26 protein-coding genes and 1 tRNA gene are annotated in these 24534 nt (G+C 41.0%); 13 read left to right on the top strand and 14 right to left on the bottom strand.

The window, feature by feature from the left end:
• Nucleotides 1-46: 46 nt before the first annotated feature.
• The gene (locus ACO05G_RS17455) at nt 47-397 is read right to left on the bottom strand and encodes a hypothetical protein (protein WP_421763898.1); all 351 of its coding nucleotides are present in this window, start codon (nt 395-397) and stop codon (nt 47-49) included.
• Between the two features lie 108 nt (nt 398-505).
• On the bottom strand, nt 506-2146 hold the full coding sequence (locus ACO05G_RS17450; RefSeq protein ID WP_421763897.1) for a hypothetical protein: 1641 nt from the start codon (nt 2144-2146) through the stop codon (nt 506-508).
• A gap of 97 nt (nt 2147-2243) precedes the next feature.
• Here ACO05G_RS17450 and ACO05G_RS17445 point away from each other — a divergent pair, with 97 nt between their 5' ends.
• From ACO05G_RS17445 to ACO05G_RS17410, 8 genes are all read left to right on the top strand, one after another.
• Nucleotides 2244-2489, top strand: coding sequence for a type B 50S ribosomal protein L31 (locus ACO05G_RS17445; protein ID WP_089355172.1), 246 nt, complete (start codon nt 2244-2246; stop codon nt 2487-2489).
• Between the two features lie 88 nt (nt 2490-2577).
• Nucleotides 2578-3756: a GlmU family protein gene (locus ACO05G_RS17440; protein WP_421763896.1), complete on the top strand. Its 1179-nt coding sequence runs from the start codon at nt 2578-2580 to the stop codon at nt 3754-3756.
• A 6-nt stretch (nt 3757-3762) separates the two neighbouring features.
• Nucleotides 3763-4875: an ATP-binding protein gene (locus ACO05G_RS17435; RefSeq protein ID WP_421763895.1), complete on the top strand. Its 1113-nt coding sequence runs from the start codon at nt 3763-3765 to the stop codon at nt 4873-4875.
• Complete coding sequence (locus ACO05G_RS17430) at nt 4868-5293, top strand: ATP-dependent zinc protease (protein WP_348283186.1); 426 nt, start codon at nt 4868-4870, stop codon at nt 5291-5293. The genes ACO05G_RS17435 and ACO05G_RS17430 overlap by 8 nt, the downstream gene beginning before the upstream one ends.
• The gene (gene hemC, locus ACO05G_RS17425; RefSeq protein ID WP_421763894.1) at nt 5294-6217 is read left to right on the top strand and encodes a hydroxymethylbilane synthase; all 924 of its coding nucleotides are present in this window, start codon (nt 5294-5296) and stop codon (nt 6215-6217) included.
• Between the two features lie 65 nt (nt 6218-6282).
• Nucleotides 6283-7131 carry a peptidylprolyl isomerase gene (locus ACO05G_RS17420; protein ID WP_421763893.1) on the top strand — a complete coding sequence of 283 codons (849 nt, stop codon included), beginning with the start codon at nt 6283-6285 and terminating at the stop codon, nt 7129-7131.
• Entirely contained in the window at nt 7128-8030 is a 903-nt protein-coding gene (locus ACO05G_RS17415) for an SDR family oxidoreductase (protein ID WP_421763892.1), read from the top strand. The genes ACO05G_RS17420 and ACO05G_RS17415 overlap by 4 nt, the downstream gene beginning before the upstream one ends.
• The gene (locus ACO05G_RS17410; RefSeq protein WP_421763891.1) at nt 8023-8913 is read left to right on the top strand and encodes an ATP-grasp domain-containing protein; all 891 of its coding nucleotides are present in this window, start codon (nt 8023-8025) and stop codon (nt 8911-8913) included. Before ACO05G_RS17415 ends, ACO05G_RS17410 begins: the two co-directional genes overlap by 8 nt.
• Before the next feature lie 18 nt (nt 8914-8931).
• Here the strand turns inward: ACO05G_RS17410 and ACO05G_RS17405 are convergent, their stop codons facing one another.
• Genes ACO05G_RS17405 through ACO05G_RS17380 form a run of 6 tightly spaced genes read right to left on the bottom strand, consistent with a single transcriptional unit; the run spans nt 8932 to nt 13545 of the window.
• On the bottom strand, nt 8932-9771 hold the full coding sequence (locus ACO05G_RS17405; RefSeq protein ID WP_421763890.1) for a biotin-dependent carboxyltransferase family protein: 840 nt from the start codon (nt 9769-9771) through the stop codon (nt 8932-8934).
• On the bottom strand, nt 9759-10448 hold the full coding sequence (locus ACO05G_RS17400) for a 5-oxoprolinase subunit B family protein (protein WP_421763889.1): 690 nt from the start codon (nt 10446-10448) through the stop codon (nt 9759-9761). Before ACO05G_RS17400 ends, ACO05G_RS17405 begins: the two co-directional genes overlap by 13 nt.
• Nucleotides 10414-11154 carry a 5-oxoprolinase subunit PxpA gene (gene pxpA / locus ACO05G_RS17395; protein ID WP_421763888.1) on the bottom strand — a complete coding sequence of 247 codons (741 nt, stop codon included), beginning with the start codon at nt 11152-11154 and terminating at the stop codon, nt 10414-10416. Before pxpA ends, ACO05G_RS17400 begins: the two co-directional genes overlap by 35 nt.
• Nucleotides 11154-12353 (bottom strand): Nramp family divalent metal transporter, encoded by a 1200-nt coding sequence (locus ACO05G_RS17390; RefSeq protein WP_421763887.1) that lies wholly within the window; start codon nt 12351-12353, stop codon nt 11154-11156. Before ACO05G_RS17390 ends, pxpA begins: the two co-directional genes overlap by 1 nt.
• Nucleotides 12350-12784, bottom strand: a complete 435-nt coding sequence (locus ACO05G_RS17385; RefSeq protein ID WP_421763886.1) for a PaaI family thioesterase — start codon at nt 12782-12784, stop codon at nt 12350-12352. Before ACO05G_RS17385 ends, ACO05G_RS17390 begins: the two co-directional genes overlap by 4 nt.
• Nucleotides 12784-13545 carry an NRDE family protein gene (locus ACO05G_RS17380; RefSeq protein WP_421763885.1) on the bottom strand — a complete coding sequence of 254 codons (762 nt, stop codon included), beginning with the start codon at nt 13543-13545 and terminating at the stop codon, nt 12784-12786. Before ACO05G_RS17380 ends, ACO05G_RS17385 begins: the two co-directional genes overlap by 1 nt.
• A gap of 62 nt (nt 13546-13607) precedes the next feature.
• Between ACO05G_RS17380 and ACO05G_RS17375 the strand changes: the two genes are divergently transcribed.
• Complete coding sequence (locus ACO05G_RS17375) at nt 13608-14546, top strand: CPBP family intramembrane glutamic endopeptidase (RefSeq protein WP_421763884.1); 939 nt, start codon at nt 13608-13610, stop codon at nt 14544-14546.
• Between the two features lie 19 nt (nt 14547-14565).
• Nucleotides 14566-14640 (top strand) — tRNA-Pro (locus tag ACO05G_RS17370).
• 27 nt (nt 14641-14667) lie between these two features.
• On the opposite strand, the gene yaaA is transcribed toward ACO05G_RS17370, so the two are convergent.
• The 6 genes from yaaA to ACO05G_RS17340 form a co-directional block, all read right to left on the bottom strand.
• Nucleotides 14668-15441, bottom strand: coding sequence for a peroxide stress protein YaaA (gene yaaA, locus ACO05G_RS17365; protein WP_421763883.1), 774 nt, complete (start codon nt 15439-15441; stop codon nt 14668-14670).
• A gap of 52 nt (nt 15442-15493) precedes the next feature.
• A complete protein-coding gene (locus ACO05G_RS17360; RefSeq protein ID WP_421763882.1) occupies nt 15494-16459 on the bottom strand; it encodes a polyprenyl synthetase family protein in 966 nt (321 codons plus the stop codon).
• 37 nt (nt 16460-16496) lie between these two features.
• Nucleotides 16497-17585: a chorismate mutase gene (locus ACO05G_RS17355; protein WP_421763881.1), complete on the bottom strand. Its 1089-nt coding sequence runs from the start codon at nt 17583-17585 to the stop codon at nt 16497-16499.
• Nucleotides 17582-18745, bottom strand: coding sequence for a pyridoxal phosphate-dependent aminotransferase (locus ACO05G_RS17350; protein ID WP_421763880.1), 1164 nt, complete (start codon nt 18743-18745; stop codon nt 17582-17584). The genes ACO05G_RS17355 and ACO05G_RS17350 overlap by 4 nt, the downstream gene beginning before the upstream one ends.
• Complete coding sequence (locus ACO05G_RS17345; RefSeq protein WP_421763879.1) at nt 18738-19562, bottom strand: prephenate dehydratase; 825 nt, start codon at nt 19560-19562, stop codon at nt 18738-18740. Before ACO05G_RS17345 ends, ACO05G_RS17350 begins: the two co-directional genes overlap by 8 nt.
• Before the next feature lie 226 nt (nt 19563-19788).
• Nucleotides 19789-22248 (bottom strand): zinc-dependent metalloprotease, encoded by a 2460-nt coding sequence (locus ACO05G_RS17340; RefSeq protein WP_421763878.1) that lies wholly within the window; start codon nt 22246-22248, stop codon nt 19789-19791.
• 55 nt (nt 22249-22303) lie between these two features.
• On the opposite strand from ACO05G_RS17340, the gene ACO05G_RS17335 reads away from it, so the two are divergent.
• From ACO05G_RS17335 to thpR, 3 genes are read left to right on the top strand one after another with little or no spacing between them, the layout of a single operon-like run.
• On the top strand, nt 22304-23167 hold the full coding sequence (locus ACO05G_RS17335) for an alpha/beta hydrolase (protein WP_348283169.1): 864 nt from the start codon (nt 22304-22306) through the stop codon (nt 23165-23167).
• Entirely contained in the window at nt 23164-23961 is a 798-nt protein-coding gene (locus ACO05G_RS17330; RefSeq protein WP_421763877.1) for an alpha/beta hydrolase, read from the top strand. Before ACO05G_RS17335 ends, ACO05G_RS17330 begins: the two co-directional genes overlap by 4 nt.
• Nucleotides 23954-24502: an RNA 2',3'-cyclic phosphodiesterase gene (thpR, locus tag ACO05G_RS17325; protein WP_421763876.1), complete on the top strand. Its 549-nt coding sequence runs from the start codon at nt 23954-23956 to the stop codon at nt 24500-24502. The genes ACO05G_RS17330 and thpR overlap by 8 nt, the downstream gene beginning before the upstream one ends.
• The last annotated feature ends 32 nt before the right edge of the window (nt 24503-24534 follow it).

Genomic DNA, 24534 nt, shown 5'->3' with positions numbered 1-24534 from the left:
TACTAAATATTAAATTAAGTGAATCGACCGTGGTATGATATTTTATTTATCCTTCATCCTCTTCTTCTTCGTCCTCCTCCACAGCTATTTCTGATTCCGGCTCTTCCTGAGATTTATCGTAGAGCTTAGCTTTCAATTCAACAATCTCGTCCTTCAGGTCATCAATGCCCCCCTTAATGCTTCGGATTTTGAGCTGCTGCATGGTAAACTCAATAACCATTAAAATGGAAAGGAAAAGAAACAGTCCCATTACATACCTGGGAAATTTAATATAGGACGACAACTTGATTTTTGATAAATACTGCTCAGTATTAAGCAAAATGTCCAATGAAAAATACATGATGACCAAGGCGATCACAACATACATAATGTGGAAAATGAGTTTGAACCTTTGCATAGAGTTTTTGAGTGAGGCGGAAAGTTATGAAACTTTTAAACTTTTTTAATATAGATGTTTTCTTGTGTGCGATTCGTTATAGAACCATCTAACTAACAACGTACCCTATTAAAACAAATATCTTCTGGATGGCATATTCCAACGCAACGATAAACCCAACACATTTGTAGACTGATCAATTCTTTCACTTGTATCCTTCTCGCTTCGTAAAGTGATCTCTCCATCAACAAAAAAATTGTGCTTCCACATATAGCTAGCGCGGAAAAATGCCATCATCAGGTCAGTTTTATTTCCTTGCAAGTGATCGTTTCCATATTCTAAACTTCCACCATTCCCATCAGGCCTCCGATCAATGTAATTTTTTAAAATATCCCTTCCGAAGTTGATATCTCCTATATCATTTCCATAGCTGGCAAGTAGCAGCATGCCTTCAAAATTCCAGCGGTCACTTAAGCGATAATTCGCTCTGGCGATGTACTCTGTAAAGTTGGCACCCAAAGGATGAGCGAGCGCTAAGTTGTAGTGACTATAATTAGTGAAGCCATCTTCGTGCGCATACATATAGGGACGTACTCTGTTGATCTCCCCTTGGACAATTACGTTTTCTAAACCAAAAGGATCAACATATTTGGCTCCAAGTTGAAAGCCTTGCTTATTCCCCCACCAGCCGTCTCCAGCAAAGACTTCACTGATAATCATTTCATCAATAACCAGCTGTCCATAGAGTGATACACGGTTTCTAATATTCCATTTGAAATCCAACCCAATTAATGCATTATCATCACTTCCATTTTGTTGTTCTACAGCACGGTACAATATGACAGGATTTAAATATTCAACTTTTAACCCCCCCGTTGAATCACCATACATCACCGATTCGAATAAACCAATATGCAGATTTGGTTTAATCTTCATATTTAGATGATGAAACGCCATGTATTTCTTTTCAAAAGAACCTACTCCGAGTAGCCCAAAAGTGCCTCCCTGAACTCCTGATATCAGTTCAGCAAAAATGTTGGTATAGTCAAATACCTTCGTTGTAGTGTTTATTCTGAGATAAGGATAATTGTTCGAATAATCGGAAAGAATGAGCGATCGAACACCGTTTCCAACAAAATGCTTTCCAAATCCCAATTGAGCTGAAATACTTGGTGTCAAGCCAAAATCAACGTACCCCTGAGCTCTAAAAAAATCAACACCGGTGGTTGCGTATTGCTTCCAAAACCCCTCGTATGGCACCACTAAGGTGCTATCACGTACATTATTGACATACTCGGGATATCTGGCCTGATTCTCCGTTAGCATGGTGTAAAAAGCTACTTTCTTATCTATTCTTCCTCTCACCTCTATACCTCTGCTATTTACAAAGGTTGATCCTAATGCATCATTTGTTTTTCCATATGACCATTGGAGCACCGGATTAATATGTAAATCGAGTTTTTCATCTTCGTAAAAAATGAGATCTGCCGGATACCTAAAAAATCTTCCTAATACAGGAACGCTAGACCTGGAAGAGTCGGATGTGTACTCCTTAAGTTCCTTTTTCATAAACAGTCCTGCATCAGAGTCTATTAAATGATACACCGATTTCCTGGAAAAAGGCTTAATTGTCGTATTAAAGCCTAGGGTGGATCGAATATCCTGCATCTCAACGACTTGATACGCCGCGTGTCCTAGTGTAAAATCGGTAGATTGCGCCCATAAAATATTGGTGCTGAGAAGACTAAGAATGCAAAGTGTTTTTCTCATAAATCAAACATATTCCATTTTAGTTGAATGAATGGGTTTGAAGAAGATAAAATAATCGCTATCTTTGCCATCCTTTTTGAAAAAGAGATAGATAGCGATGAAAAAAGACATACATCCTGAGTACAAAGAAGTTGTTTTTCTTGATACAACAAGTGAATTCAAATTCCTTACAAAATCAACAATGACTTCTAAGGAGACCATCAAGTGGGAGGACGGGAATGAATACCCAGTAATCAAAGTAGAAGTTAGTTCTGCTTCACACCCATTCTATACAGGAAAGAAAATTTTCTTGGATACTGCTGGTCGAGTAGAGAAATTCAACAAAAAATACAAGAAGAAGTAATTTCTTACGTAAAGAATTTTCAAAAGTCTTCGAGATGTCTCGAAGACTTTTTTTGTGCCCTTTTCTGAAAACAAGCTAAGTTTGATTTATGCAAGTCACCTTCATAGATACCGAAGAAAGCTGGAAGCAAATGCTACCACTAAGCTACACTCGCCCAGTGGCAGATGTCCGTGTAGGAATATTCAAAGTGCATGAAAAATGGATTAAGGCGTTATCATGTGAACGAGTTTTCTTTCGGTCTCAAAGCTATTTACAAGATCTGTTCAAAGCTCCATCTAGTAAATCCCTCACAATTCTTGGGAATATTCTACCAACATCAGACTTGGTTCGCTCTATTCAGTCCTTAAAAGATGATGAGGCGCTGGTTTTTCAGGATCAACTCATAGCTGGCTATTTCGATGCTGATGAACATTTTAAAGTAGGAAATAGAAAAGTATTGGAGATTGAAAACCTTCGCCAGATTTCTTATCCATGGAATATTTTTCAGCTTAATGGTAGTGAGATCCAGCAGGATTATGATCTTCTGATAAAGAACCACTCTTCAGAAGTGATAACTGATCCTCATACAAAAACATATGGAGAGCAAATATTTGTTGAAAAGGGCGCCAAGATCAAAGCTGCTATACTTAACGCAGAAAACGGACCCATTTACATAGGGAAGGATGCTGAAGTACAGGAAGGGTCTTTAATTAGAGGGCCATTTGCTTTGTGTGAATACTCCGTTGTAAACATGGGAGCCAAAATCAAGGGAGATACAACAATAGGTCCATATGCTAAAGTAGGAGGAGAAGTATCTAATTCAGTCATCCTTGGATATACTAACAAGGGTCATGAAGGTTTTTTGGGAAACTCTGTAATAGGAGAATGGTGTAACCTGGGCGCTGACACAAATAATTCTAACCTCAAGAATAATTATGCAAATGTGAAAATGTGGGATTTTGCCACAGGTAGATTCAAGGATACAGGATTACAATTCTGCGGACTAATTATGGGGGATCACTCCAAATGCGGAATCAATACGATGTTTAATACCGGCACTACGGTTGGTGTTTCCGCGAATATTTTTGGCGATGGATTCCCCAGAACCATTATCCCCTCTTTCGCTTGGGGTGGATCATCTGGCTTTACTACCTATCAGTCGAGAAAAGCATTTGAGACCGCAGAATTAGTGATGAGCCGTAGAAACAAAGAACTTACGGAAGCTGACAAAGCTATGCTTTCGCATATCTTTGAAATTACATCCGAAAACAGGGTGTGGGAGAAATAGCCATTCATGCAGTTTTCAGATATACCAGGACTTGAAGAATTAAAGAAACAGCTTGTGTCCGCTCACAAGAGAGGGAAAGTTGCTCATGCTCAGCTATTTGCTGGAAGACCCGGTACCGCTGTTCTGGCGATGGCGATGGCTTATGCTAGCTATCTGATGTGTGAAAACAAGGATGAAGATTCTTGTGGTTCATGTCCTAATTGTGTCCGCATAAAAAAATTAGTTCATCCCGATATACACCTGCATTTTCCGAAAATTTCAGCGGCTGAAAGTAAGTACGACAAAGTTCTGGCAGAGGCTCTTCCACGTTTTAGGGAGTTTGTGATTGAATCCCCTTTTGGAGATTTGGAACGATGGACAAAAAAATACGGACAAGAAAATAAAAACCTACTTATAAGCAGAGAAGACAGCAGGCAGATGCTAAAAAATGTAAGTATGCGATCTGTAGAAGGTGGATACAAAATTCTCTTGATTTGGATGCCCGAATTGATGAATCCAAGTTCAGCAAATGCCATTCTAAAGATCCTCGAGGAGCCACCAGAGAAGACTTTATACCTACTTGTCTCATACAATTATGATAATTTGCTGGCGACCATTACTTCCAGGACTCAATTTGTAAATGTGCCTCCAAATAATCTTGAAGAAATCAAAAGCTATTTAATAGAAAAGGGTGTAGAGAATACTAAAGCCGATCATGCAGCTAAACTCTCCGAAGGCAAACTTGGACAAGCACTTCAAATAGCTGAAATAGGAGAGTCCCATGAGTATGAAGATTTTCAAAAATGGATGCTGGAGTGCTGGAATCGACACTTATCTGCGCTGGTCCATAGAAGTGAGGAATTTTCAAAGTCTGGAAAAGCTCCGCAGAAAACAACGCTAAATTTTTCGATTTCGTTAATTCGAAATGCGATTGTATCTGCATCCGGTCAAACGCCTCCGACTCAAAGTGAGGCTGAATCCGCATTTATTGAAAAGTATGCGGAAAAGTTGGGCATTAGCAAGCTTGAGAATGTATACACACTGCTAAATGAGGCATTTATTCACCTGGAAAGAAATTCAAACCCTCGCATAACTCATTTAAATTTATCTCTGGATATCATTAGGGTATTGAATGGCTAAAAAAGAAAAACAAGTAATCGGTCGATTAGATGTGATAGACTTGCCAGATTTGGGAGTGAAAAACATCCACGCAAAAATTGATACCGGAGCATATCGCTCATCATTACACTGCAAAAAGGTACATGAGGAATCAGGAGTGCTGTATTTCACGATCCATACGGATACTGGCTATAAGGAATATGCTACCAAAGATTGGGCACAAAAAATCGTCAAAAGTTCTAATGGGAAAGCTCAGAAAAGATATGTCATCAAAACCCGTATGAGAGTTTTCAACAAAAATTATATGGCCTCTATTTCGCTAACGGATAGAAGCGAAATGAAGAACCCACTTTTAATCGGTAGGAAAATATTGACAAACAAATTCATCGTTGATGTATCCAAAAAAAATCTATCATACGAATCGAAGAAAAAGAGTTGAATGGAGCGTAAGATCATTAAAATAGGAACTCGTAAAAGCAAACTTGCCATGTGGCAGGCAAACTACGTGGCTGATTTGCTGGATGCCGCAGGTTTTCAGCCTCAATTGATGCCTATAGAAACCAAAGGTGATAAAATTCAAAATGTAGCCTTATCCAAAATAGGCAGTAAAGGGGTTTTTACTGAGGAGCTTGAGTCTATGCTTAGGCGGGGACAGATAGATATTGCTGTGCATAGTGCAAAAGATCTTCAATCCAAACTACCCGATGGATTTAGCGTGCTTGCCTTTTGTGAAAGAGAGACCCCTGACGATGTGATAGTCTCTGATAAGGAAATAGATTTGAATGATCCGAAACTGATCTTGGGAACCTCGAGTACACGAAGAATAGCCATGCTAAAACATTACTATCCTCACATCACAACTGTAGATGTAAGAGGGAACCTTCAGACTCGATTAGCGAAAATGAAAACCGGAATTATGGATGGACTGGTGCTGGCATACGCCGGTGTTCGCCGAATGGATTATGATAATCTGGTAAAATACTGGTTTGATACAGATCGATTCATCCCTCCTGTGGGACAGGGCTCTGTGGCCATTGAAGTTCACTCTAAACTTGATAAAGAAGTTGCTGCCAAAATTAAAAGTGCTACCAACCATCCGCTGACTGAAAAAATGCTTTTAACTGAAAGAGCCTTTCTCCGGCGAATGGATGGAGGTTGTAGTATCCCCGTTTTTGGACATGCGGAGATGGAGTCAGATGGTCAAATTCAACTCAAAGGAGGCATTGCCAGCCTGGATGGAAAGGAATTAATTAAGCGGACCATGTTTGGTGCAAACCCAGAAGAATTAGGAACTTCTTTAGCTGAAGAAATACTTCAAAGCGGTGGTAAAAAAGTCCTTGAGGGTATTAAATCCGCCCTATAACATTTAATCCTACTCTTGAAGTATGGCCCTCGTTTCATACTTTTACAATCGAAAATTGACGGAAAATGAAAAAAATACTCATTAGCTTATTAATAATTGCCACTGCTGCTGCGTGTGGGGACAAGAACAAAGACTATCTGGTCAAAATAAAGACAGAATACGGTGATATGACTGTATTGCTTTATGATGAAACTCCGCTACACAAAAAGAACTTCCTCGAACTTGCTAAGTCCGGAAGATATGATAGCACAAACTTTCACCGTGTAATAGAAGGCTTCATGATTCAAGGAGGTAATGTAGCAGAAAAGGAAGGTGTACAGGAAAAGGAAGAAGATCGAGTACCGGCCGAAATAGTTGAAGGGTACTATCATGTCAAAGGAGCCTTAGCTGCCGCACGTCAGCCTGACAATATGAATCCGGAGAAAATGTCATCATCTACCCAGTTTTATATTGTTGATGGTATGCCTTGGGAAGTCATGTCTACCAATGTGAGACTCCTAAATCAAAAGATGGGTGAGTTACTTCAAGATACCGCATATGGCGATCTGTTAAAGCAGTTTCAAAAATTGGCTCGAAATAGAGATAATAAAGGCATGAACGATCTGGCACTTGCCAATAAAGGTTTAGTCGAAGAGAAATATGGTATTGATTTAAGTGTGGACACTTCCCAATTTCCAGAGGATTACCAGGGAAAAGGAGGGTATGCTCCCCTCGATGGTGAGTACACCGTCTTTGGAAAAGTGGTTGAAGGACTAGATGTAATTGATAAGATTGCAGGTATTAAAACAACACGAAATCCTGCTTCTGGTGAAATGTCAACTCCAGTCGATCCGGTCTATGTTACCATGGAAGTCATAGAAATGAAGAAAAAAGAGATCACCGAAAAGTACGGATACGCATACGAGGAGGAATGACTAAAATTCTAATTACTGGAGCGAATGGACTGCTGGGTCAAAAACTAGTTCAGCTTTATGCTAATGACTCAAATACTCAGGTAATTGCTACTGGGAAAGGAGCTGATAGAAATTGTAGTGGGTCTCACTCGTATGAACAAATGGATATTACCTCCCCGGATGAGGTAATGGACATTATAAAAAAGCATCAGCCCGATTTTGTGATCAATACCGCAGCGATGACTCACGTAGATGAGTGTGAGCTTAACCCGGAAGCATGCTGGAAACTAAATGTCGATGCTGTCTCCTATCTGGTTGATGCCTGCAAAACAACAAACAGTTTTCTCATTCACCTATCAACCGACTTTATCTTCGACGGAGAAAATGGACCGTACACAGAAGAAGACTCGCCTAACCCACTAAGCAAATATGCAGTAAGCAAACTTGAGTCTGAAAAACTACTTCAGGCGAGTGGTCTGCCAAGTGCTGTTGTAAGAACGATGCTGGTGTATGGTGTCGTTCATGACATGAGTCGATCGAACATCATTCTTTGGGTCAAGAAAAGTTTGGAAGAAAAGAAGCACATCAAAGTGATCAATGATCAATGGAGAACCCCAACACTTGCAGAAGATTTAGCTAAAGGGTGCGCTTTAATTGCCGAAAAAAGAGCAGAGGGTGTATTCAATATTTCCGGAAAAGAACTCCTAACACCTTATGATATGGCAGTCGCCACAGCGGATTTCTTCCAACTGGATAAATCGTATATCGAGGAGGTAGATGGTTCCATTTTTACTCAACCTGCCAAACGACCGGCAAAGACCGGATTTATCCTGGACAAAGCAAGGAGAGTTTTGGGATACGAACCTGTTAGCTTTGAAGAAGGATTAACCACTTTAAAAGACCAGTTAGCACATGTATGATGTAATTATATTGACCGATGAGCGCTACGTGAATCCAAAAGAACGTAGCGAATACATTGACAATGTCATGAGAGAGGATTGGCTTGTGGTTGAGGCACTTCAGAACTTAGGCCTCAAAGCCAAAAAAGTAGCCTGGTCCGACACTACGTTTGATTGGACGCAAACGAAGATCGCTCTCTTTAGAACTACCTGGGATTATGCGGAAAAATTTACCGCATTTAGTGATTGGTTGATGGAGGTTTCCATGAAAACGAAATTGATTAATGACTATGAGACCATTATCTGGAACCTGGACAAGCATTACCTTTTAGACCTTAAAGAACAAGGTATTAATGTAGTGGAAACCTATTTCATTGAGCCCGGAGACAAGCGAACACTTCTTGAACTTCACTCAGAATTAGGTTGGGAAAAAACAGTGTTAAAACCTACTATTTCTGCTGCTGCTAAAGATACTTTTAAGCTAAATCTTGAATCATTGAGCGATTATGAAGATCGCTACACGTACCTGGTAAAAGATGAGTCCATGATGCTTCAGCCATTTCAGGAAGATGTTATTAAAAGAGGGGAGCTCTCCCTTATGATGATCGGAGATGAATACACGCATGCAGTATTGAAAAAGGCTAAACTGGGAGATTTTCGAGTTCAGGATGATTTTGGAGGGACGGTCCAAGACTATCAGCCCACAAAAAAAGAAATTGATCTGGCAGTTGCTGCAGTAAGAGCTTGTGAAGGTAAACCGCTATACGCACGTGTCGATATCGTCAATGATAATAATGGAAACCCAGCAATCTCCGAGTTGGAGCTGGTAGAACCGGAAATGTGGTTTAGAAAAAATGAAAAAGCCGCAGGAATGTTGGCGGATGCGATAAATGAACTCCTTTAGCGTATCTATATGCCCAAATTAATTGCTAATAAGCTTGAATTGAATATTATCCCCAGCCCTTACCTGCGCAAGCCTTCCCAAATCTTCATCCACAACTTTTCCAATTCGGGGATAACCGCCGGTTGTCTGGCAGTCATTCATTAAAACAATGGGCTGACCATCTGATGGTAATTGAATGGTGCCTGTGATCACGGCAGAAGTTGCTATTTCCCTGTAATTACTGCTTAGCTTATTCCCTTTGAGTCTGATCCCCATTCGATTACTTGAGGGATGTACTTCAAAACTTTTTTCTTGAATGTCATCCTGCAAGATGTCCCATTCTGGTCCTTTGATAACATGGATGATCACAGGGCTTTCAATCTTTCTCTCACTATTTTCTACATTCCGAATGGTAAGTGAGGCTCCCTCAGAAACTAATTCATCTCCTGATTTCAAAGATCTTCCACTAATCCCACCAAACCCTGCCATCAGGTAAGTAGAAACACTTCCAAAATGGGCTTGAGCTTCGATTTTGCCCGCCACTCCCACATAAGCGTAAACCTGTTCAGGTGCAGAAATTTCAACGACATCTCCCTGCTTTGCAATTATCACACTCATGTCCGCCGGCAAACCGTTTAATTTTAGCGACGCTCCTACCGCTGATAATGCCATGCTTTCAAGTACTTCGAGTCTCAATCCCATCAGGGCAAATTCAACAACAGGAAAATGGTCGGGATTGCCAACCATTTCATTGGCTAATTTCATCATCCTAGTATCCATCGCCCCACTCTGTGGTATGCCATACCGTCGATGACCAAACCTCCCAAAATCCTGAATGGTAGCAAGTGGCCCTGATTTGATCACCTTTAGTCGTCCCATGAATCGAAAGCTGATTTATTAATCTGAAAAAATCGATAGGTCGCCCCAAGATTAATGAAGTTTGAATGTTGTTGCTCAATATCTAGCAGTTTTACAGGGGTTCTTCCAATGATATTCCACCCGCCCGGACTCGCTAAGGAATAAATTCCGGTTTGATTTCCGGCAATTCCAACTGACCCTTTAGCAACTCTGTTTCTGGGAGTTTCTAACCTCGGGCAATATAGTTTTTCACTCAACCCATCTGCATAAATGAATCCTGGAGTAAATCCGAAAAATAGCGCCCTATAGGTCCCTTGCAAGTGGAAATCAATCACATCATTTTTTGTAAGTTGATTTTCATTGGAAACCCGATCCAGGTCAGTTCCAAACTCATAGCAAATAGGTATCTCAAGGGTCTTTTGAGCCTTTTTATTGATAGAGAGCGTCATGTTTTTACCTTCCAGTCTGGAAATCAAATTGCTCAACGCTAAATTGGAGAAAACCGCGATTGAATGATACGTTGGAACAATATCATGAAGGTCACCTTCCAGTGTATTTTCTATTATTTGAACACTTTGATGAATTTTTTCAATAGGTATTCCAACATCACAGGAAAGTAAAACCACCTGTTCTCCCAGCAGGCAGGCTTCCCAGGAAATGCTATTAAACTGCAGTGATATCGACTCCTTTTCTAACAAGGGTTTGGTTAATTTCTTTTGCTAAAGTTACAGCTCCGACGGTATCGCCATGCAGGCAAATAGACTGAATCTCCAGTTTCATCCAATTTTCTACTTTTACTCTTTTATTAAGGACTAATTCCTGCACCTGATCAATTACTTCATCGCGACTTAAAACAGCGCCGGCTAATGATCGTGACCGAAGGGACCCGTCTGATTCATATTTCCGATCTGCAAATCCTTCAGCAATAAAAGGATATCCTTTTTTTTCAGCTGTTTCTTTAGAAACTGACCTTGCCAGTCCCATCCAAAAAATGCCAGGCGTAACATCCTTCAGAACATTCAAAATCAATTCAGATATAAAACGATCAGCAGCTGCATGATTATACAGGGCACCATGAGGCTTTACATGATGTAGCACAACCCCTTCCTCCTCACATATTCTTTTTACCAAAAGGATTTGTTCGGATATACTTTCAGCCAGGTCTCCAGGCTGAATGCTTATAATTTTCCGTCCAAAATTTTCCCTATCCGGATAAGACGGGTGTGCACCTATTGCTACCTCATGTTGTTTAGCTAATCGGATGGTCTGTCTGACCGAAAATTCATCTCCAATATGGCCTCCACAGGCAATATTGCAAGAGGAAATAAACGGCATGATTTGTTCATCCTGAGTGGTGCCGGGATGTTCTCCTAAATCCGCATTAAGGTCAATGGATACGTGCATTAGAGAAAGTTAAAAACACTATTTAAACTTCGAAAGCCAATGATTATGCTTACTAAAATAACTATTGCTGCCAGCGCATTTTGCCAGTTTTTATTTACGTAATCATTTAGTAATAACCTTTTATTACAGAGGTAAATCAGGAAGAAAACGATTATCGGAAGGAGAATCCCATTAGCTACCTGAGCAACCTGAATCACTTCGATTGGCTTATATCCCAACATGGAAAATAGGGTGCCCGTCATCAGAATAAATATCCATACTGCCCTGAATCTTAAGCTCTTAAAATTTGAATCCCATCCAAAAATTCCACGGGCTGTATATGCAGCTGCCAGTGGTGCAGTAATGGATGAGCTAATGCCGGCAGCAAATAAACCAATAGCCAGAAAGTACTTCGCCCAGCTTCCGAGTAATGGTTCTAGCTGCAATGCCATTTCATTAATTCCAGAAACTCCTTTACCAAAAATGGTAGCTGCACTTGCAATGACAATCGCCATAGATATCAATCCTCCCAGCCCAATGGCAACACCATTTTCTTTTTGCAAATCTTTCAAGTCCTCCGCTTTTTTCCACTTTTGACTTACTGATGAGGCCTGCAGAAACAAGTTGTACGGGACTATTGTGGTTCCTATCAATCCAAGAATGGCTAATTGGTTTTTGTCTGTCAGTGAAGGGATGAAAAAACCACTCAAAATGGCAGAAAAATCAGGTTTAACCAAAATAGCAGTGATAATAAAAACAATACTCATCAAAATGACGAGCGCGATCAAAATTCGCTCAATTATTTTGACTCTCCCGATGAATAAAATTCCAAAAGAAATAACCCCGATAAATAAAGCCCATGGAATCTTAGTGCCAAAAATTCCGGATATGCCTAATACTGCACCAGAAATGTTGCCAGCCTCATAAGCCGCATTTCCAACTATTATCGCGGTGAAGACCAAAATGATGGCACTTGCTTTCGCTATAGGATTTGCAATCTGTGACCTGATGGCTTCTCCTAGCCCATTTTGAGTAATTAACCCCAACCTGGCAGTCATCTCCTGCAGAATAATCGTAGCAATGGTGGCAAACAAAAGCACCCACAAGAGTGTGTATCCAAAATTTGCGCCACTGATGGTGCATACAGTTAATGTTCCCGGGCCAATAAATGCCGCAGTTACAAGAGTGCTGGGTCCAAAATATTTCTTGAATCTATTCATTGATATCCTATTTCAGGTGTTAATGCAACCTTACTTTTTACAAACGTTCCGGACCCATGCGCCACTATTTTCCCAACTTCATTGTAGAGTTTTGCTTCCGCAATAAATGAATCAGCCTTTGACTCCACAATGGTACCTACAGATTTTAATTGACCCTTGTTTACCGGTCTCTTGAACTCCAATTCAAATGATTTAGTCAATACAAAAACATCAGTAACTATTGAATTGACAGCAAAAAAAGCTGCATCGTCTAATAGCTTAAAGTAAACTGACCCATGAATGGCTCCCAATGCATGAAAATATTTTTGATCGATCGTCAATCCGATTTCTGAGCTTCTATCAGCAATTTTTATGGTGGTCGTATCAAACAGGTCCTGATTGATATTCGCAGACAGATACATTCGCTCCAGTTTCCTGTAATGATCCTGCATCACCTTTCAATTTGAAATTCAAAAGATACTGTCCCCTCTGACCGATCTCCAACTGCATAACTTTTTTCCATAAACGAAACCTGTCCTTCGTAATCAATGGTAATCGCCGTTGAACAGCATGTCCCATATCCGGGCGTTCTTATACACATCGCAGATAGCGCCTTTTCCCGAACATAGTCTAAACCAGTCTCGGGCAAATCATCATCTGCGGCCACATCTGTGTTTTGCAGAATAGAAATAAGGTCTTCCAGCCTAAAAGCCTGCTTTATAAGCCCATTCAAATCACTCTTTGCCTGTTGAACCTTTGGCCAAGGAGTATCCAGCAAAGCGTTGCTTAGGCCATAAATACCCGGTTCAAGCATATTCACACCTTGGTTATAATTGCTCACATGAGCCAGCTCCTCATCAAGCGTGAGAAGGTTAAAGCCATTGTATTGATCTCCATCCCGGCCAATTGCACTCGAATATTTTGATGGAAGATCTTCTGATAATAAGAAATTGACTGGCAGGTCCCCTCTCGATCTTACATCTGTCTTAATGTTCTTGATGTCTCGATAATTGGTAACAGCAGCAAAGCGGCCATTTTTATGAATGGCCATCCAGGTTCCCAAAGCTTGCAAATCTCTGCCTCCGAGAATTTCAGAGTGATCTTCCCACCACTGAGCAATAGCCGTCGGACGATCATAAAACTCATCTCGATTAGCTGTCAGGATGAATTTGAATTTGGGGTGAGCCTTATATGCAAAAGCAATTAAACACATTGATATAGTCAGCTTTTAATCGATTCTTCTAATTTAGGTTTTCTAAGATCATAAACCGACCGATGAAGAAAGTTCTTCAGTACTTAAAAGATTATCAAAAAGCCCATTTTGATTGGAAGCTATACTTAACCATCCTGGCATTTTGCACCATTTGCATCATTCTAAACTATAAATACGATTTTGAGGATGGAGTCATTGACTCATATAGCGGCGAGCCCATAAAGTGGTTATGGATGTTTCTATTTCATGGATTACCATTTTTTATCGTCTGCCTTATTCTTTTCCTCTTTGGAAAAAAGAAAGACTGGCTCACGAGCAAAAGCTATTGGGTAAAATTCGTCATTGGTTTTGGACTATTGGCGTTGGATAGATCTTTCTACGGATTTGATGAATGGATAAAAGAACTCCCAAGACTAGAGTTCTATTTTGTCATTCGCTGCGTTCACTGGGCTTCAAGTCTCATCCTGGCTGTTATACCATTATTAATCCTTTATCCATTTCTGGAAAGAGATGAAATCAAAAACTTCTATGGACTTAGCTGGAAAAAGTTTGATCCCAAGCCTTATTTGATCCTCCTTGGGATTGCTGCCGTTTTTATCGGGATCGGTTCTTTCATTGGAGACATTCAAGACTTCTATCCACGATATCGGGGTTCTGGAGCGAATCTTTATTTAAAGGCGCATCCTGATCTTTCGGAAGGCTGGCTGGTAGCTATTTACGAATTCTGTTATGGCAGTAATTTCATCTCTGTGGAGTTGATATTCAGAGGGTTTCTCATTTTTGCTTTCACACGAACACTGGGCGGATATGCCGTTTTACCCATGGTTGTGACGTATGCTTTCTTACATTTTGGAAAGCCGGTTGGAGAAACCATCAGCTCTATTTTTGGCGGATATGTGCTCGGAATCATTTCCTATTATAGCCGAAACATTTGGGGTGGTATTTTCATCCATTTAGGTGTCGCATGGCTAATGGAGCTGTTTGGTTGGATGCAGCAATGAAATTAATTTTGTCTTCGTTCGGGATGTGGCTCAGTCCGGTTAGAGTACCCGCTTAGGGTGCGGGAGGTCGCTAGTTCGAATCTAGTCATCCCGACTAGAACCACCTTTTTTGGTGGTTTTTTTATTTCTTGCTCTCTCGTTTGAAAGCGAGTTTGTTTTCTGATGATTCTTTTTCATCAAAGTAGTAGCCTTCATAGTCAAAGCCTCTCAGGTCACCAGGGTCAGTAATTTGGTTTTCGATCATGAATCGAGACATCATGCCACGTGCTTTCTTGGCATAAAAAGAGATGATCTTGTACTTGTCATTTTTGAAATGTTTGAATTCAACATCAATCACTCTAACTGGCATGTCCTTCTTATCAACAGATTTGAAGTATTCATTTGATGCAAGGTTTAGAATGATATCATCTCCCTGAGCTTTCAGATCATCAACCAACAAATCCAAGATTTTTCGATCCCAATATTCATAGAGTGTCTTGTGGTCATCAAAAGCGAGCTTCGTTCCCATCTCCAATCGATAGGGTTGAATGAGGTCCAAAGGTCTCAGCAGTCCATACAGACCAGAAAGAATGCGAAAATGCTTTTGAGCAAAATCCATTTTCTTCTCATCAAAAGTCTCTGCCTTCAATCCCTGATATACATCTCCATTAAATGCCAGGGCTGCCGGTTTAGCATTTTCTTCTGTATGCTCAAAGTCAAATTCCTTATACCTGTGTACGTTCAAGCCTGCAAGCTGCTTGCTGATACTCATTAAGTCCTTTACCTCGTCTGTTGATTTTTTTCTAAGTACATGGATGAGTTCCTGTGTACACTCCATCAGCCTTGGTTGGGTAGGTTTTGCTTGATATGGGGTCTTAAAATCAAGATTTTTAGCGGGGGATACTACTGCGATCATATCTAATTTCTTTACTTAGTTTAACAGCTACTCAACTAGATGGTTCCAGAGGCTACCTTTCACGTTTCATCAATCGCTCAAAAAAATCAACCAACTGTTTCTTACCTTCTCCTCTGGAGTCTAATTCCTCTAGCAGCGTAAAAGCCTCATCATAATAGCTGTTCATCTTTGTTTGAGTAAGCTCAAAAATGCTCAATTCTTCATAAATCTTTTTAACAGCCTGGACTTTTTCATCTGTATCAAAATCCTTAGCAGACAACCACTTATTCAATTCTTCTCTCTGAGACTTATTGGCTAACTCAAGAGCTTTGATAAGCAAGTAGGTCTTCTTGTTAGAAACAATATCACCACCTACCTGCTTGCCAAACTTGGCTTTATCCCCATAGACATCTAGTAAGTCATCCATAAGCTGAAAGCCAATCCCGGCTTTTTCACCAATCATATTGAGTTTTGATAATTGAGGATCGCTCATCCCCGCTAATAAGCCACCATATTCCAAGCTAAAACCGAGAAGCACCGCAGTTTTCAGGCGAATCATTTCAATGTATTGCTCCTCTGAAACGGTTTCAAACGCTTCGAAATTCATATCAAGCTGCTGGCCCTCACATACCTCCACCGCACACTTGTTAAATTTTTTAATGGCTAAAGGCAATGAGCCATGAGACCCGGTTAGAAGTTGGTCGTATGCTTTGACCATCATTGTGTCACCACTAAGTATGGCGACTGTATTGTTCCATTTTTCATGAACCGTAGGTTTCCCGCGACGGATTGGAGCCAGATCCATAATGTCATCATGCATCAGTGTAAAATTGTGAAATATCTCCACTGATAATGCCGGATGTATAATAGTCTCCGGGTCTTCTTTTTTCAATCCATAGCCCAATAAAACAAGCATTGGACGTAACCGCTTTCCTCCGAGAGAAAGTATGTACCTAATAGGGTCATACAAATTTTGCGGTTGGTTCCCAAGTGTAAGATTAGCGAGTTCTGAATCAATTTTGGCGAGCATTTCTTTCATTGGCTGCAAGATAAAACCACAAATGCATATGGTTGTTTTATTCTTCTTCTATTGATGTACGATTCATTACTTCATTTTGATGCTCGATGGACTCCTGGTGAATGGCATTGAGGTAGCGAATCATAAAGTTCTTCGATAGCCCTTGCAGCTTTCCGGTTTCAGAGGCTTTTTCAATGATTTCTTCCCATCTATTGGTTTGAAGAATCGTAATCCCTTTTTCTCGTTTCACTAGACCGATATCTTCAGCAACTTTCATGCGTTCTCCCAGGAGTTTAATCAAATCATCATCGATAAGGTCAATCTGACTCCTGAGCATAGACAACTTCTGAGAAAGATCTTCATCCGAAATGTTGGGCCGCCTCACTACCAAATTGTCAATGATGGTCTCCAAATCCTTTGGCGTCAACTGCTGATCTTTGTCACTCAGTGCATTAGACGGATCAATGTGAGATTCCAGCATGAGTCCGTCAAAATCCATATCAAGTGCCTGCTGCGAAACGGCATGAAGTAAATCCCTTTTTCCACAGATGTGGCTCGGATCACAAACCATTGGTATCTCTGGGAACCTTCGCTTCATCTCAATGGCAAGCTGCCATTTTGGATCGTTTCGGTAAACGCTGTTTCCATATTGGGCAAAGCCTCGATGAATCAACCCCAGTTTTGTAATACCCGCTCCATGTAAGCGCTCCAATGCACCTGTCCACAACTCAATGTCTGCATGAACCGGATTTTTGATCATCACTGTGGCATCCGTACCCTTTAGTGCGTCTGCTATTTCCTGCACAGAAAAAGGATTCACGGTCGTTCGAGCTCCCACCCAGAGGATATCCACTCCTTGTTTCAGCGCTTCAAAAACATGATTGAAGTTCGCTACTTCTACAGCAGTTGGTAAACCTGTTGCCTCTTTCGCTTTTTTCAGCCACTGCAGACCTTCAACTCCCACCCCTTCAAAACTATTGGGACGAGTGCGGGGCTTCCAGATGCCTGCCCGCAGGATATCCACCTTCCCGGATTTTGCAATGGTAGTGCAGGTTTCAAGGACCTGCTCTTCAGTTTCCGCACTGCATGGACCGGATATGATAACCGGTCGTTTTTCTTTAAAAATTGCTATCGGTGATGTCTTCATTTTGTTTCGTTTAGGCGATTTAGTGTTTCATTCCAAACGCTTTCCGGACTACAAAGTGAAAAGCGAATGTATCTTTTTCCATTGGATCCGAAAACGGAACCAGGTGGGACAAAGATTTTATGCTGCTCCAATAACATATCTGAAAAATGCTCTGCATCCTCTTCAGTATCAGGAATTCTGCCCCAGACAAACATACCCGAAGAGTTAGTATGATACGTGCAATTCAAAGCATCCAGAATTTTATGCACCATTTGCTTTCTTGAGTGATAAACTTCATTTAACGCATCAAACCATCTTTCATCAAGGGTCAGTGCTTTTATCGCTGCTTTTAGCATTGGCTTAAACTGCCCCGAGTCTACCTGACTCTTGAAGGTTAAAACCGTTTCAATGAGCTCCTGGTTTCCTACCAGCATCCCCACACGCCATCCGGCCATATTGTGTGACTTAGACAAGCTATTCAACTCGAGTACATGATCTTCTGAAGAGCAGGCCGACAGCAGGCTCACTGGACGCTCCGTCAAAATGAACGCATAGGGATTGTCATTGATTAAAACGATGTTGTGCTTCCGGATGAAGTGAATCAATTTATCAAACAGTTCGGTTGAGCCTGATGATCCAGTAGGCATGTGCGGATAATTCACCCACATGATTTTTACCGAAGCAAGATCCATTTTTTCCAGGGCTTCAAAATCTGGTTGATATTGATTTTCCTCCTTCAAGTCATAGTGGATAATGTCAGCTCCAGCCATTTTGGATGCTGTTTCGTATGCAGGGTATCCGGGGTTAGGGATCAAAACACTATCACCATCATCCAGCATGGACATGCAGATATGCGTAATCCCTTCCTTTGAACCAATCAATGGTAGAACTTCTCTATCAGAATCAAGTTGGCAGTCAAAATATCGTTGATACCAGTTTGCGATGGCTGACCTGAGCTCCGGAAGCCCTTTATAGCTCTGGTATTGGTGTGCGCCATTTTCAAGAATGGCGCTGTTAAATTCTGCAATCACAGACGGGTGCGGTGGAAGATCCGGGCTTCCGATACCCAGGTTTAATACCTCCATTCCTTGCTTCCGAATGGCATCAATTTGTTGAAGCTTCCTGGAGAAATAGTATTCACCAATACCCTGTATTCGACGTGCTGAGACTAAATTATTCATAAATTTTACCCTTTTTGTAAACCCCTAAATTTTCGATCACCTCAGACAGGCTTGCTAGTTCCTGAAAGACCTTACTCTCTTGGCCAGAATCCGAGAATTCTAAATCCATGAAGAAACCATATGTTCGCTCCCAACCTGAAACCGGATGCGATTGTAGTTTGCTAAGGTTTACCCCCAGATCGCTGACTGCCGTTAGCACTTTGGCTAAAGCTCCCGGCTCATGCTTAGTTTCCAAATAGATGGATGCTTTGTCCGTTTCTTCATCAGCCTGGTTTGGTGCTTTGGTCAAGACTAGAAATCGAGTGAAGCTCTCCTTATTTTCAATACCACTCTGAAGAATGGTTAGGTCATAAGTTTTGGCTGCCAGAGAACTTGCAATGGCTGCCACCTGACTCAACTTGTTTTCTTTAATATGGCGAGCACTTCCTGCGGTATCAAAGGATTCGACCACTCTTAGCTTTTCATGATTGTCTAGAAAGTTGGAGCACTGACGAATCGCCATCTGATGAGATTCGATCTCTGCTACATCTGTAATGTTGGTTCCATTGTAGACCATCAGGTTCATTTTGACCTGAAGGATTACTTCCCCACAGATTGTCAATCCACCCTTACGAAGCAATGCATAATTGGGAATGATGCAACCAGCTAACGAATTCTCAATGGCCATCAAACCAAAGTCCGCTTCGCTCTCAAGCACTTGATTGACCACATCCCTGAATGTCTCACATTCATTCAGTATGATTTGATCTCCGAAGTGGTGGAGTGCAGCCTCGTGATGAAAGCTACCTTTTAAGCCTTGTATTGCAATTCGGTTCATTTGTTCAATCTCTTTAATGGCTGTCGGCCCTGCCGACACAAAAAAAGGCCTCCCTTTTGGGGAGGCCTTAGTGAAATTTCTTTACACCAGATATACTATAGCCACCCCATTATCCTCTTTGGATAAAAGAAATAGTAGCTAAAATAAAATGATATCTGTGCGTTCATACGTGAGTAAATAGAAACGAGATTTTTTTTAAATGCAACAAAAATTCATTTTTTCTGAATTAAAAATCACAACTCCCTATTGGTGAACCATCCGGTGCTTTAATTGGATCTGAGATTTTAAATTCATCGGGCTCTTCCATAAATCGATCAATTTGTGATGTGACATATTGATAGTAAACTCCGTCCTCATTTGTTTTTCTTCCTGTGCGAGCTGAGGCATATGATCTAATCTCTTTGATTTTTGCAAACGTTTTGGCTTTAACCTCATCATAGGCGCGATCGTTTACAGCCAGTCCCATCAAATGATCTAACATTTCCATTTCAACCACTCGTTGGATGGTCCTGTCAACTCGTTTGTTCGCTGGATTCTTCCAAACAAAATCTATAGTCTTATCTAGCACCTGATCAACTCCGGGTTGATCCTCACTCCGAGCTTTGTATGTTAATAATCGGTTGAAACGATCAGCATTGAAAAGGAAGCTAAATGGAACACTTGCAGCTGTTTCTACAGCGGCGAGGTAATCAAATGCAGGACCTGTCTTTGATTGGAAGGTTTCTCGAGATCGGGGATAACCAAAAGCTCGAGGTGATATTTCTCCCAGTATCTCCTCGGATAACTTTAAATTTTCAACCGCAACTGTATTTAGCAGTGAATTCAACGCATTCATTTGCCAAGATGGCTCCAGCATGATATTACTAGCTTGGAAGTCCCCACGGAGATTATACGCATAGTCCAGCCCACCAATCACTTTTGATATAGCATCTACTTGATATCTGTGTAATAAATAAATAGGAACGAGGACTTCTTCAATGGTACTCATGGGCATTCCGTTTCTGATAGCTTTAGCAGAAAAATCATCTAATACCTTCCTTCTTATTTTCATCATACGATCCAATTCAACATTAGGAGCTGAACCATTATCCCACAAGTGTGCATTTGGGTGAAGTCCACTGGTAGGTCTTGCATCCTGATCCGTAATGTACTTGGCTCCTTTGGCAAAAGCTTCAACTAGCATTTCATTTAGCTTAACCTGATTCTCTCCCTCTGGAAAATCACTATACCCATATTGAATGGTGATTTTATCCCACGCTCCAATTTTATCATCATAAGCCTCACTGAGATCAATGTTCCCATTATCGTCCAGCTTGATATACGGATGAGGATAGTCCATAACGGATGCTCGATTATTCACACTTGCTGCGAAATTGTGAGCCAGACCAATGGTATGACCTACTTCATGAGCGGAAAGCTGTCTCAATCTTGCAAGAGCCATTTCGGTCATGGCATTGGGAGTTTCATCTCCATTTACATATGGTTGAAGCAACCCTGTAGCTATTAGGAAATCTTGCCTTACCCGTAACGACCCCAAACTAACATGGCCTTTAATCATTTCACCAGTACGAGGATCAGTAACGCCTCCACCATAACTCCACCCACGCGTTGAACGATGTACCCATTGAATTACATTGTATCGCACGTCAAGCGGATGGGCTCCTTCAGGCATCACTTTTACCTGGAAAGCATCTTTATACCCTGCCGCTTCAAATGCCTGATTCCACCAGCTTGCTCCTTCGATCAGAGCAGAACGGACAGGCTCTGGTGCACCACGATCAACGTAGTAAATAATTGGTTCGACCGCTTCACTTACCTCCGCATTTGGATCTTTCTTTTCTAATCTGTGTCTCACAATAAACCGCTTCACCAACGGCTCTTCAATTGGGGTAGCATAATCCTGATAGGAGATATTGAAAAAGCCACTTCGAGGGTCAAAAACTCGTGGGGTATAATTATCATCCGGAAGCTCAATAAAGCTATGATGCGTTCGGACAGTAACAGCATCCGGTGTTGGTGTCACTGAGCGTAACCACCAGCCTTTTGCATCTCCCTTAAATGTAAGGATAGATTCAAATTCGGTATTCTTAGGAAAGTTGAACGTAGCATCCATGTAAATAGCAGACCTGGATTTGTCAATGGAGAAATTTCCCTGGTTCGAACCCCTGAGTCTCCCACTTACATCATGTGAATCTTGCAGTAGAAAATCGGTTATGTCAATGAGGTAGGCTTTGTCATTCTTTGTGGTGATTTCAAAGCCGCCAATCACCGAGCTGGCAAAAGCTTCCGCTACCGATTTGACCTCATCTTGATTATCACTCACCGCACGATAATCATAATTTGGTTGAATGAGAAGTAGCTTGTTCCCATGCTTTTCAAATTTTACCACACGCTCAGCACCCAACTGTCCTCTGTCGAGACCAATGTCATTGGACCCAATGCCGGCAGCTAATGAATTTACGTATAGGAACTCCTGACCGATTTTATCCACTTCTAGAAACATTCGACCAACTTCTTCATCGTAATAGAAGTTGAAAAAGCCTTCTTGCTTTTGCATCTCTGAAGTAAATCCTGCGATTCCATCAGATGGCATGGAACTCCCCGTTGAGGAAGGCGTATTTGTGGACTGACATCCCACAATTAGGATAATTAAGAAAGATGTCAGGATAGAGGCGTAGGTTCTCATTGTTGTATATTTATATGCTGTTCGAATTTTCTAAATGAGCTATTAAAGTAAAGCATTGATCACAACAATCATATTAGTAATTGTATCAATCTATGTTATCGTCAATGTAGCGGCGTATTTCTTACAGGAAAAGTTTTTATTCAAACCTGAAAAACTACCTCCCGATTTTAAATTCAAATATGATGAGCAAAATGTGCAGGAACATAACTTGTACATCGGGGACGATGTGAGAATCAATGGTGTTCACTTTAGCGTAGATCGTCCGAAGGGCGTGGTGATGTATTTGAAGGGGAACTCCCGGTCCATAAAAGGCTGGGGAAAATTTGCCATTGATTTCAATCGATTGGGATTTGATGTGGTAATGGTCGACTATCGTGGGTTCGGAAAAAGTACAGGCAGGCGATCTGAGCGTGAAATAAAAGGAGATTTACAAAAAGTCTATGATATTCTAAAAAGTAAAGTAGACGAAAAGTACGTCATAATTTATGGCAGATCCATGGGTTCAGGTTTTGCAGCAAAACTTGCAAGCAATAATGACCCTCGCATGCTGGTTCTGGAGTCTCCATATTACAGCATGCGAAAAGTAGCAAAGAGATACATTCCCTTTATGCCTGCTTCCTTGATTCTAAAATTTCCCCTGACTACCTACAAATGGATAAAATATGTAGACTGCCCGATCAAAATCATTCATGGGACAAAGGACAAACTTATCCCATATAAGTCGAGTTTATCTCTAGCTAATATTCAACCGGAAATAACACGTTTATACTCAGTTATAGGTGCAGGTCACAACAACCTTCACACGTTTGAAGAATATCACCGTATGCTGGAGGAAGCGTTAAATTCAGCGGAACTAACGCCAATAGATCCCGAAAAATCAAGTCTGAACTTTACGCGAAATAAAAAACCTAAACAGTGAACAGCCTTAAGATTTTCATACTCATCCTTATCTCAGTTTATCTGATAGGAGGTGCTTTGCTGTACCTCTTGCAGGATCGGTTTATCTTTTTGCCCGAACCATTAGACCAAGATTTTCAATACAATTTTAAAGAAGACTTTTCAGAATATAATCTGGAAATGAAGGACGGAGCGATGATTAACGCCCTACATTTTAATACAGAAAATGCGAAAGGGCTCATTGTCTATTTTCATGGTAATGCTGGTAACCTGTCTCGCTGGGGTGAAATTGTAACGCCTTTTGTTGAAATGGGATTCAACGTTCTTATTCCCGACTATCGTGGCTATGGTAAGAGTACCGGAAGCCGAAGTGATAAAAAGCTATTAGCTGATGCGGAAGAGGTTTATGCTTTTGCGAAAACACTAGAAGAAGAGGATAACATCATCCTTTTCGGTCGGTCGTTAGGATCTGCCTTCGCCTCCCATTTGGCAGGAAAAGAAAATCCTAAAATGCTGATCCTGGAAACACCCTTTCATAGCTTGCAAGATGTTGCCAGGGATTTGATTCCAATCTATCCAACCTCTTCGTTGCTCAGTTATCAATTTGCTAATCACAAATACCTTGAAAAAACAACTATCCCCATTTATATCTTTCATGGTACCGAAGATGAGATTGTACCTTTTAAATCTGGCGAGCGACTAAGTCAATCTGTAATGAATGCTAAACTGATAAAAATTGAAGGTGGACATCACAATGATCTGGCGTTATTTGAAGAATATTGGTCGCAAATGGAAACCGTATTGAACGATGAGTGAGTCTCTGTATTTTATTGCCGTCGTTCCACCCGGAGATATTCAGGAGGAGATCACCCAATTGAAACATGAAATAGCAGAAAAGTATGGAAGTTCTCATGCACTCAAATCTCCGCCTCACATCACGCTTCATATGCCATTTAAGTGGAAAGAGAAAAGGTTCAATGAATTAGCAAATGTGATGAACAAACTCAATGAGGACCTAACTCCTTTCCAGGTAGAGCTTAAAGGTTTTGACTTTTTCGAGCCGCGAGTGGTGTTCGTGGATGTAGCAGAAAATGAAAAACTTAATCAACTTCAAAAAGAGGTTGTAAACGCATGCCGAAAAGAACTAAAGCTCGACAATGCGAACTACAAAGACCGGCCCTTTCACCCACATGTGACCATTGGGTTCAGAGATTTGAAAAAGCAGATGTTTTATGCAGCCCGGAAGGAGTTTGAAAATCGTGCATTGAATTACGAATTCACAGTGCATCGAGTTGAGCTATTGAAGCATGATGGATTCAGGTGGAATGTGGTGGTTTTTGATAGAATTGAAGGATGAAAGCATCTATTTCCATCTTTTTTTCTTGCACT

This window comes from Ekhidna sp. (assembly GCF_965227465.1).
Classification (GTDB): domain Bacteria; phylum Bacteroidota; class Bacteroidia; order Cytophagales; family Cyclobacteriaceae; genus Ekhidna.
This window is presented reverse-complemented; position numbering and strand designations above follow the sequence as displayed.

Bases quoted from the DNA above. Each gene is read 5' to 3' on its own strand.
- ACO05G_RS17455 (WP_421763898.1), bottom strand. From the start codon at position 397: ATGCAAAGGTTCAAACTCATTTTCCACATTATGTATGTTGTGATCGCC.
- ACO05G_RS17450 (WP_421763897.1), bottom strand. From the start codon at position 2,146: ATGAGAAAAACACTTTGCATTCTTAGTCTTCTCAGCACCAATATTTTA.
- ACO05G_RS17445 (WP_089355172.1), top strand. From the start codon at position 2,244: ATGAAAAAAGACATACATCCTGAGTACAAAGAAGTTGTTTTTCTTGAT.
- ACO05G_RS17440 (WP_421763896.1), top strand. From the start codon at position 2,578: ATGCAAGTCACCTTCATAGATACCGAAGAAAGCTGGAAGCAAATGCTA.
- ACO05G_RS17435 (WP_421763895.1), top strand. From the start codon at position 3,763: ATGCAGTTTTCAGATATACCAGGACTTGAAGAATTAAAGAAACAGCTT.
- ACO05G_RS17430 (WP_348283186.1), top strand. From the start codon at position 4,868: ATGGCTAAAAAAGAAAAACAAGTAATCGGTCGATTAGATGTGATAGAC.
- hemC (WP_421763894.1), top strand. From the start codon at position 5,294: ATGGAGCGTAAGATCATTAAAATAGGAACTCGTAAAAGCAAACTTGCC.
- ACO05G_RS17420 (WP_421763893.1), top strand. From the start codon at position 6,283: ATGAAAAAAATACTCATTAGCTTATTAATAATTGCCACTGCTGCTGCG.
- ACO05G_RS17415 (WP_421763892.1), top strand. From the start codon at position 7,128: ATGACTAAAATTCTAATTACTGGAGCGAATGGACTGCTGGGTCAAAAA.
- ACO05G_RS17410 (WP_421763891.1), top strand. From the start codon at position 8,023: ATGTATGATGTAATTATATTGACCGATGAGCGCTACGTGAATCCAAAA.
- ACO05G_RS17405 (WP_421763890.1), bottom strand. From the start codon at position 9,771: ATGGGACGACTAAAGGTGATCAAATCAGGGCCACTTGCTACCATTCAG.
- pxpA (WP_421763888.1), bottom strand. From the start codon at position 11,154: ATGCACGTATCCATTGACCTTAATGCGGATTTAGGAGAACATCCCGGC.
- ACO05G_RS17390 (WP_421763887.1), bottom strand. From the start codon at position 12,353: ATGAATAGATTCAAGAAATATTTTGGACCCAGCACTCTTGTAACTGCG.
- ACO05G_RS17385 (WP_421763886.1), bottom strand. From the start codon at position 12,784: ATGCAGGATCATTACAGGAAACTGGAGCGAATGTATCTGTCTGCGAAT.
- ACO05G_RS17380 (WP_421763885.1), bottom strand. From the start codon at position 13,545: ATGTGTTTAATTGCTTTTGCATATAAGGCTCACCCCAAATTCAAATTC.
- ACO05G_RS17375 (WP_421763884.1), top strand. From the start codon at position 13,608: ATGAAGAAAGTTCTTCAGTACTTAAAAGATTATCAAAAAGCCCATTTT.
- yaaA (WP_421763883.1), bottom strand. From the start codon at position 15,441: ATGATCGCAGTAGTATCCCCCGCTAAAAATCTTGATTTTAAGACCCCA.
- ACO05G_RS17360 (WP_421763882.1), bottom strand. From the start codon at position 16,459: ATGAAAGAAATGCTCGCCAAAATTGATTCAGAACTCGCTAATCTTACA.
- ACO05G_RS17355 (WP_421763881.1), bottom strand. From the start codon at position 17,585: ATGAAGACATCACCGATAGCAATTTTTAAAGAAAAACGACCGGTTATC.
- ACO05G_RS17350 (WP_421763880.1), bottom strand. From the start codon at position 18,745: ATGAATAATTTAGTCTCAGCACGTCGAATACAGGGTATTGGTGAATAC.
- ACO05G_RS17345 (WP_421763879.1), bottom strand. From the start codon at position 19,562: ATGAACCGAATTGCAATACAAGGCTTAAAAGGTAGCTTTCATCACGAG.
- ACO05G_RS17340 (WP_421763878.1), bottom strand. From the start codon at position 22,248: ATGAGAACCTACGCCTCTATCCTGACATCTTTCTTAATTATCCTAATT.
- thpR (WP_421763876.1), top strand. From the start codon at position 23,954: ATGAGTGAGTCTCTGTATTTTATTGCCGTCGTTCCACCCGGAGATATT.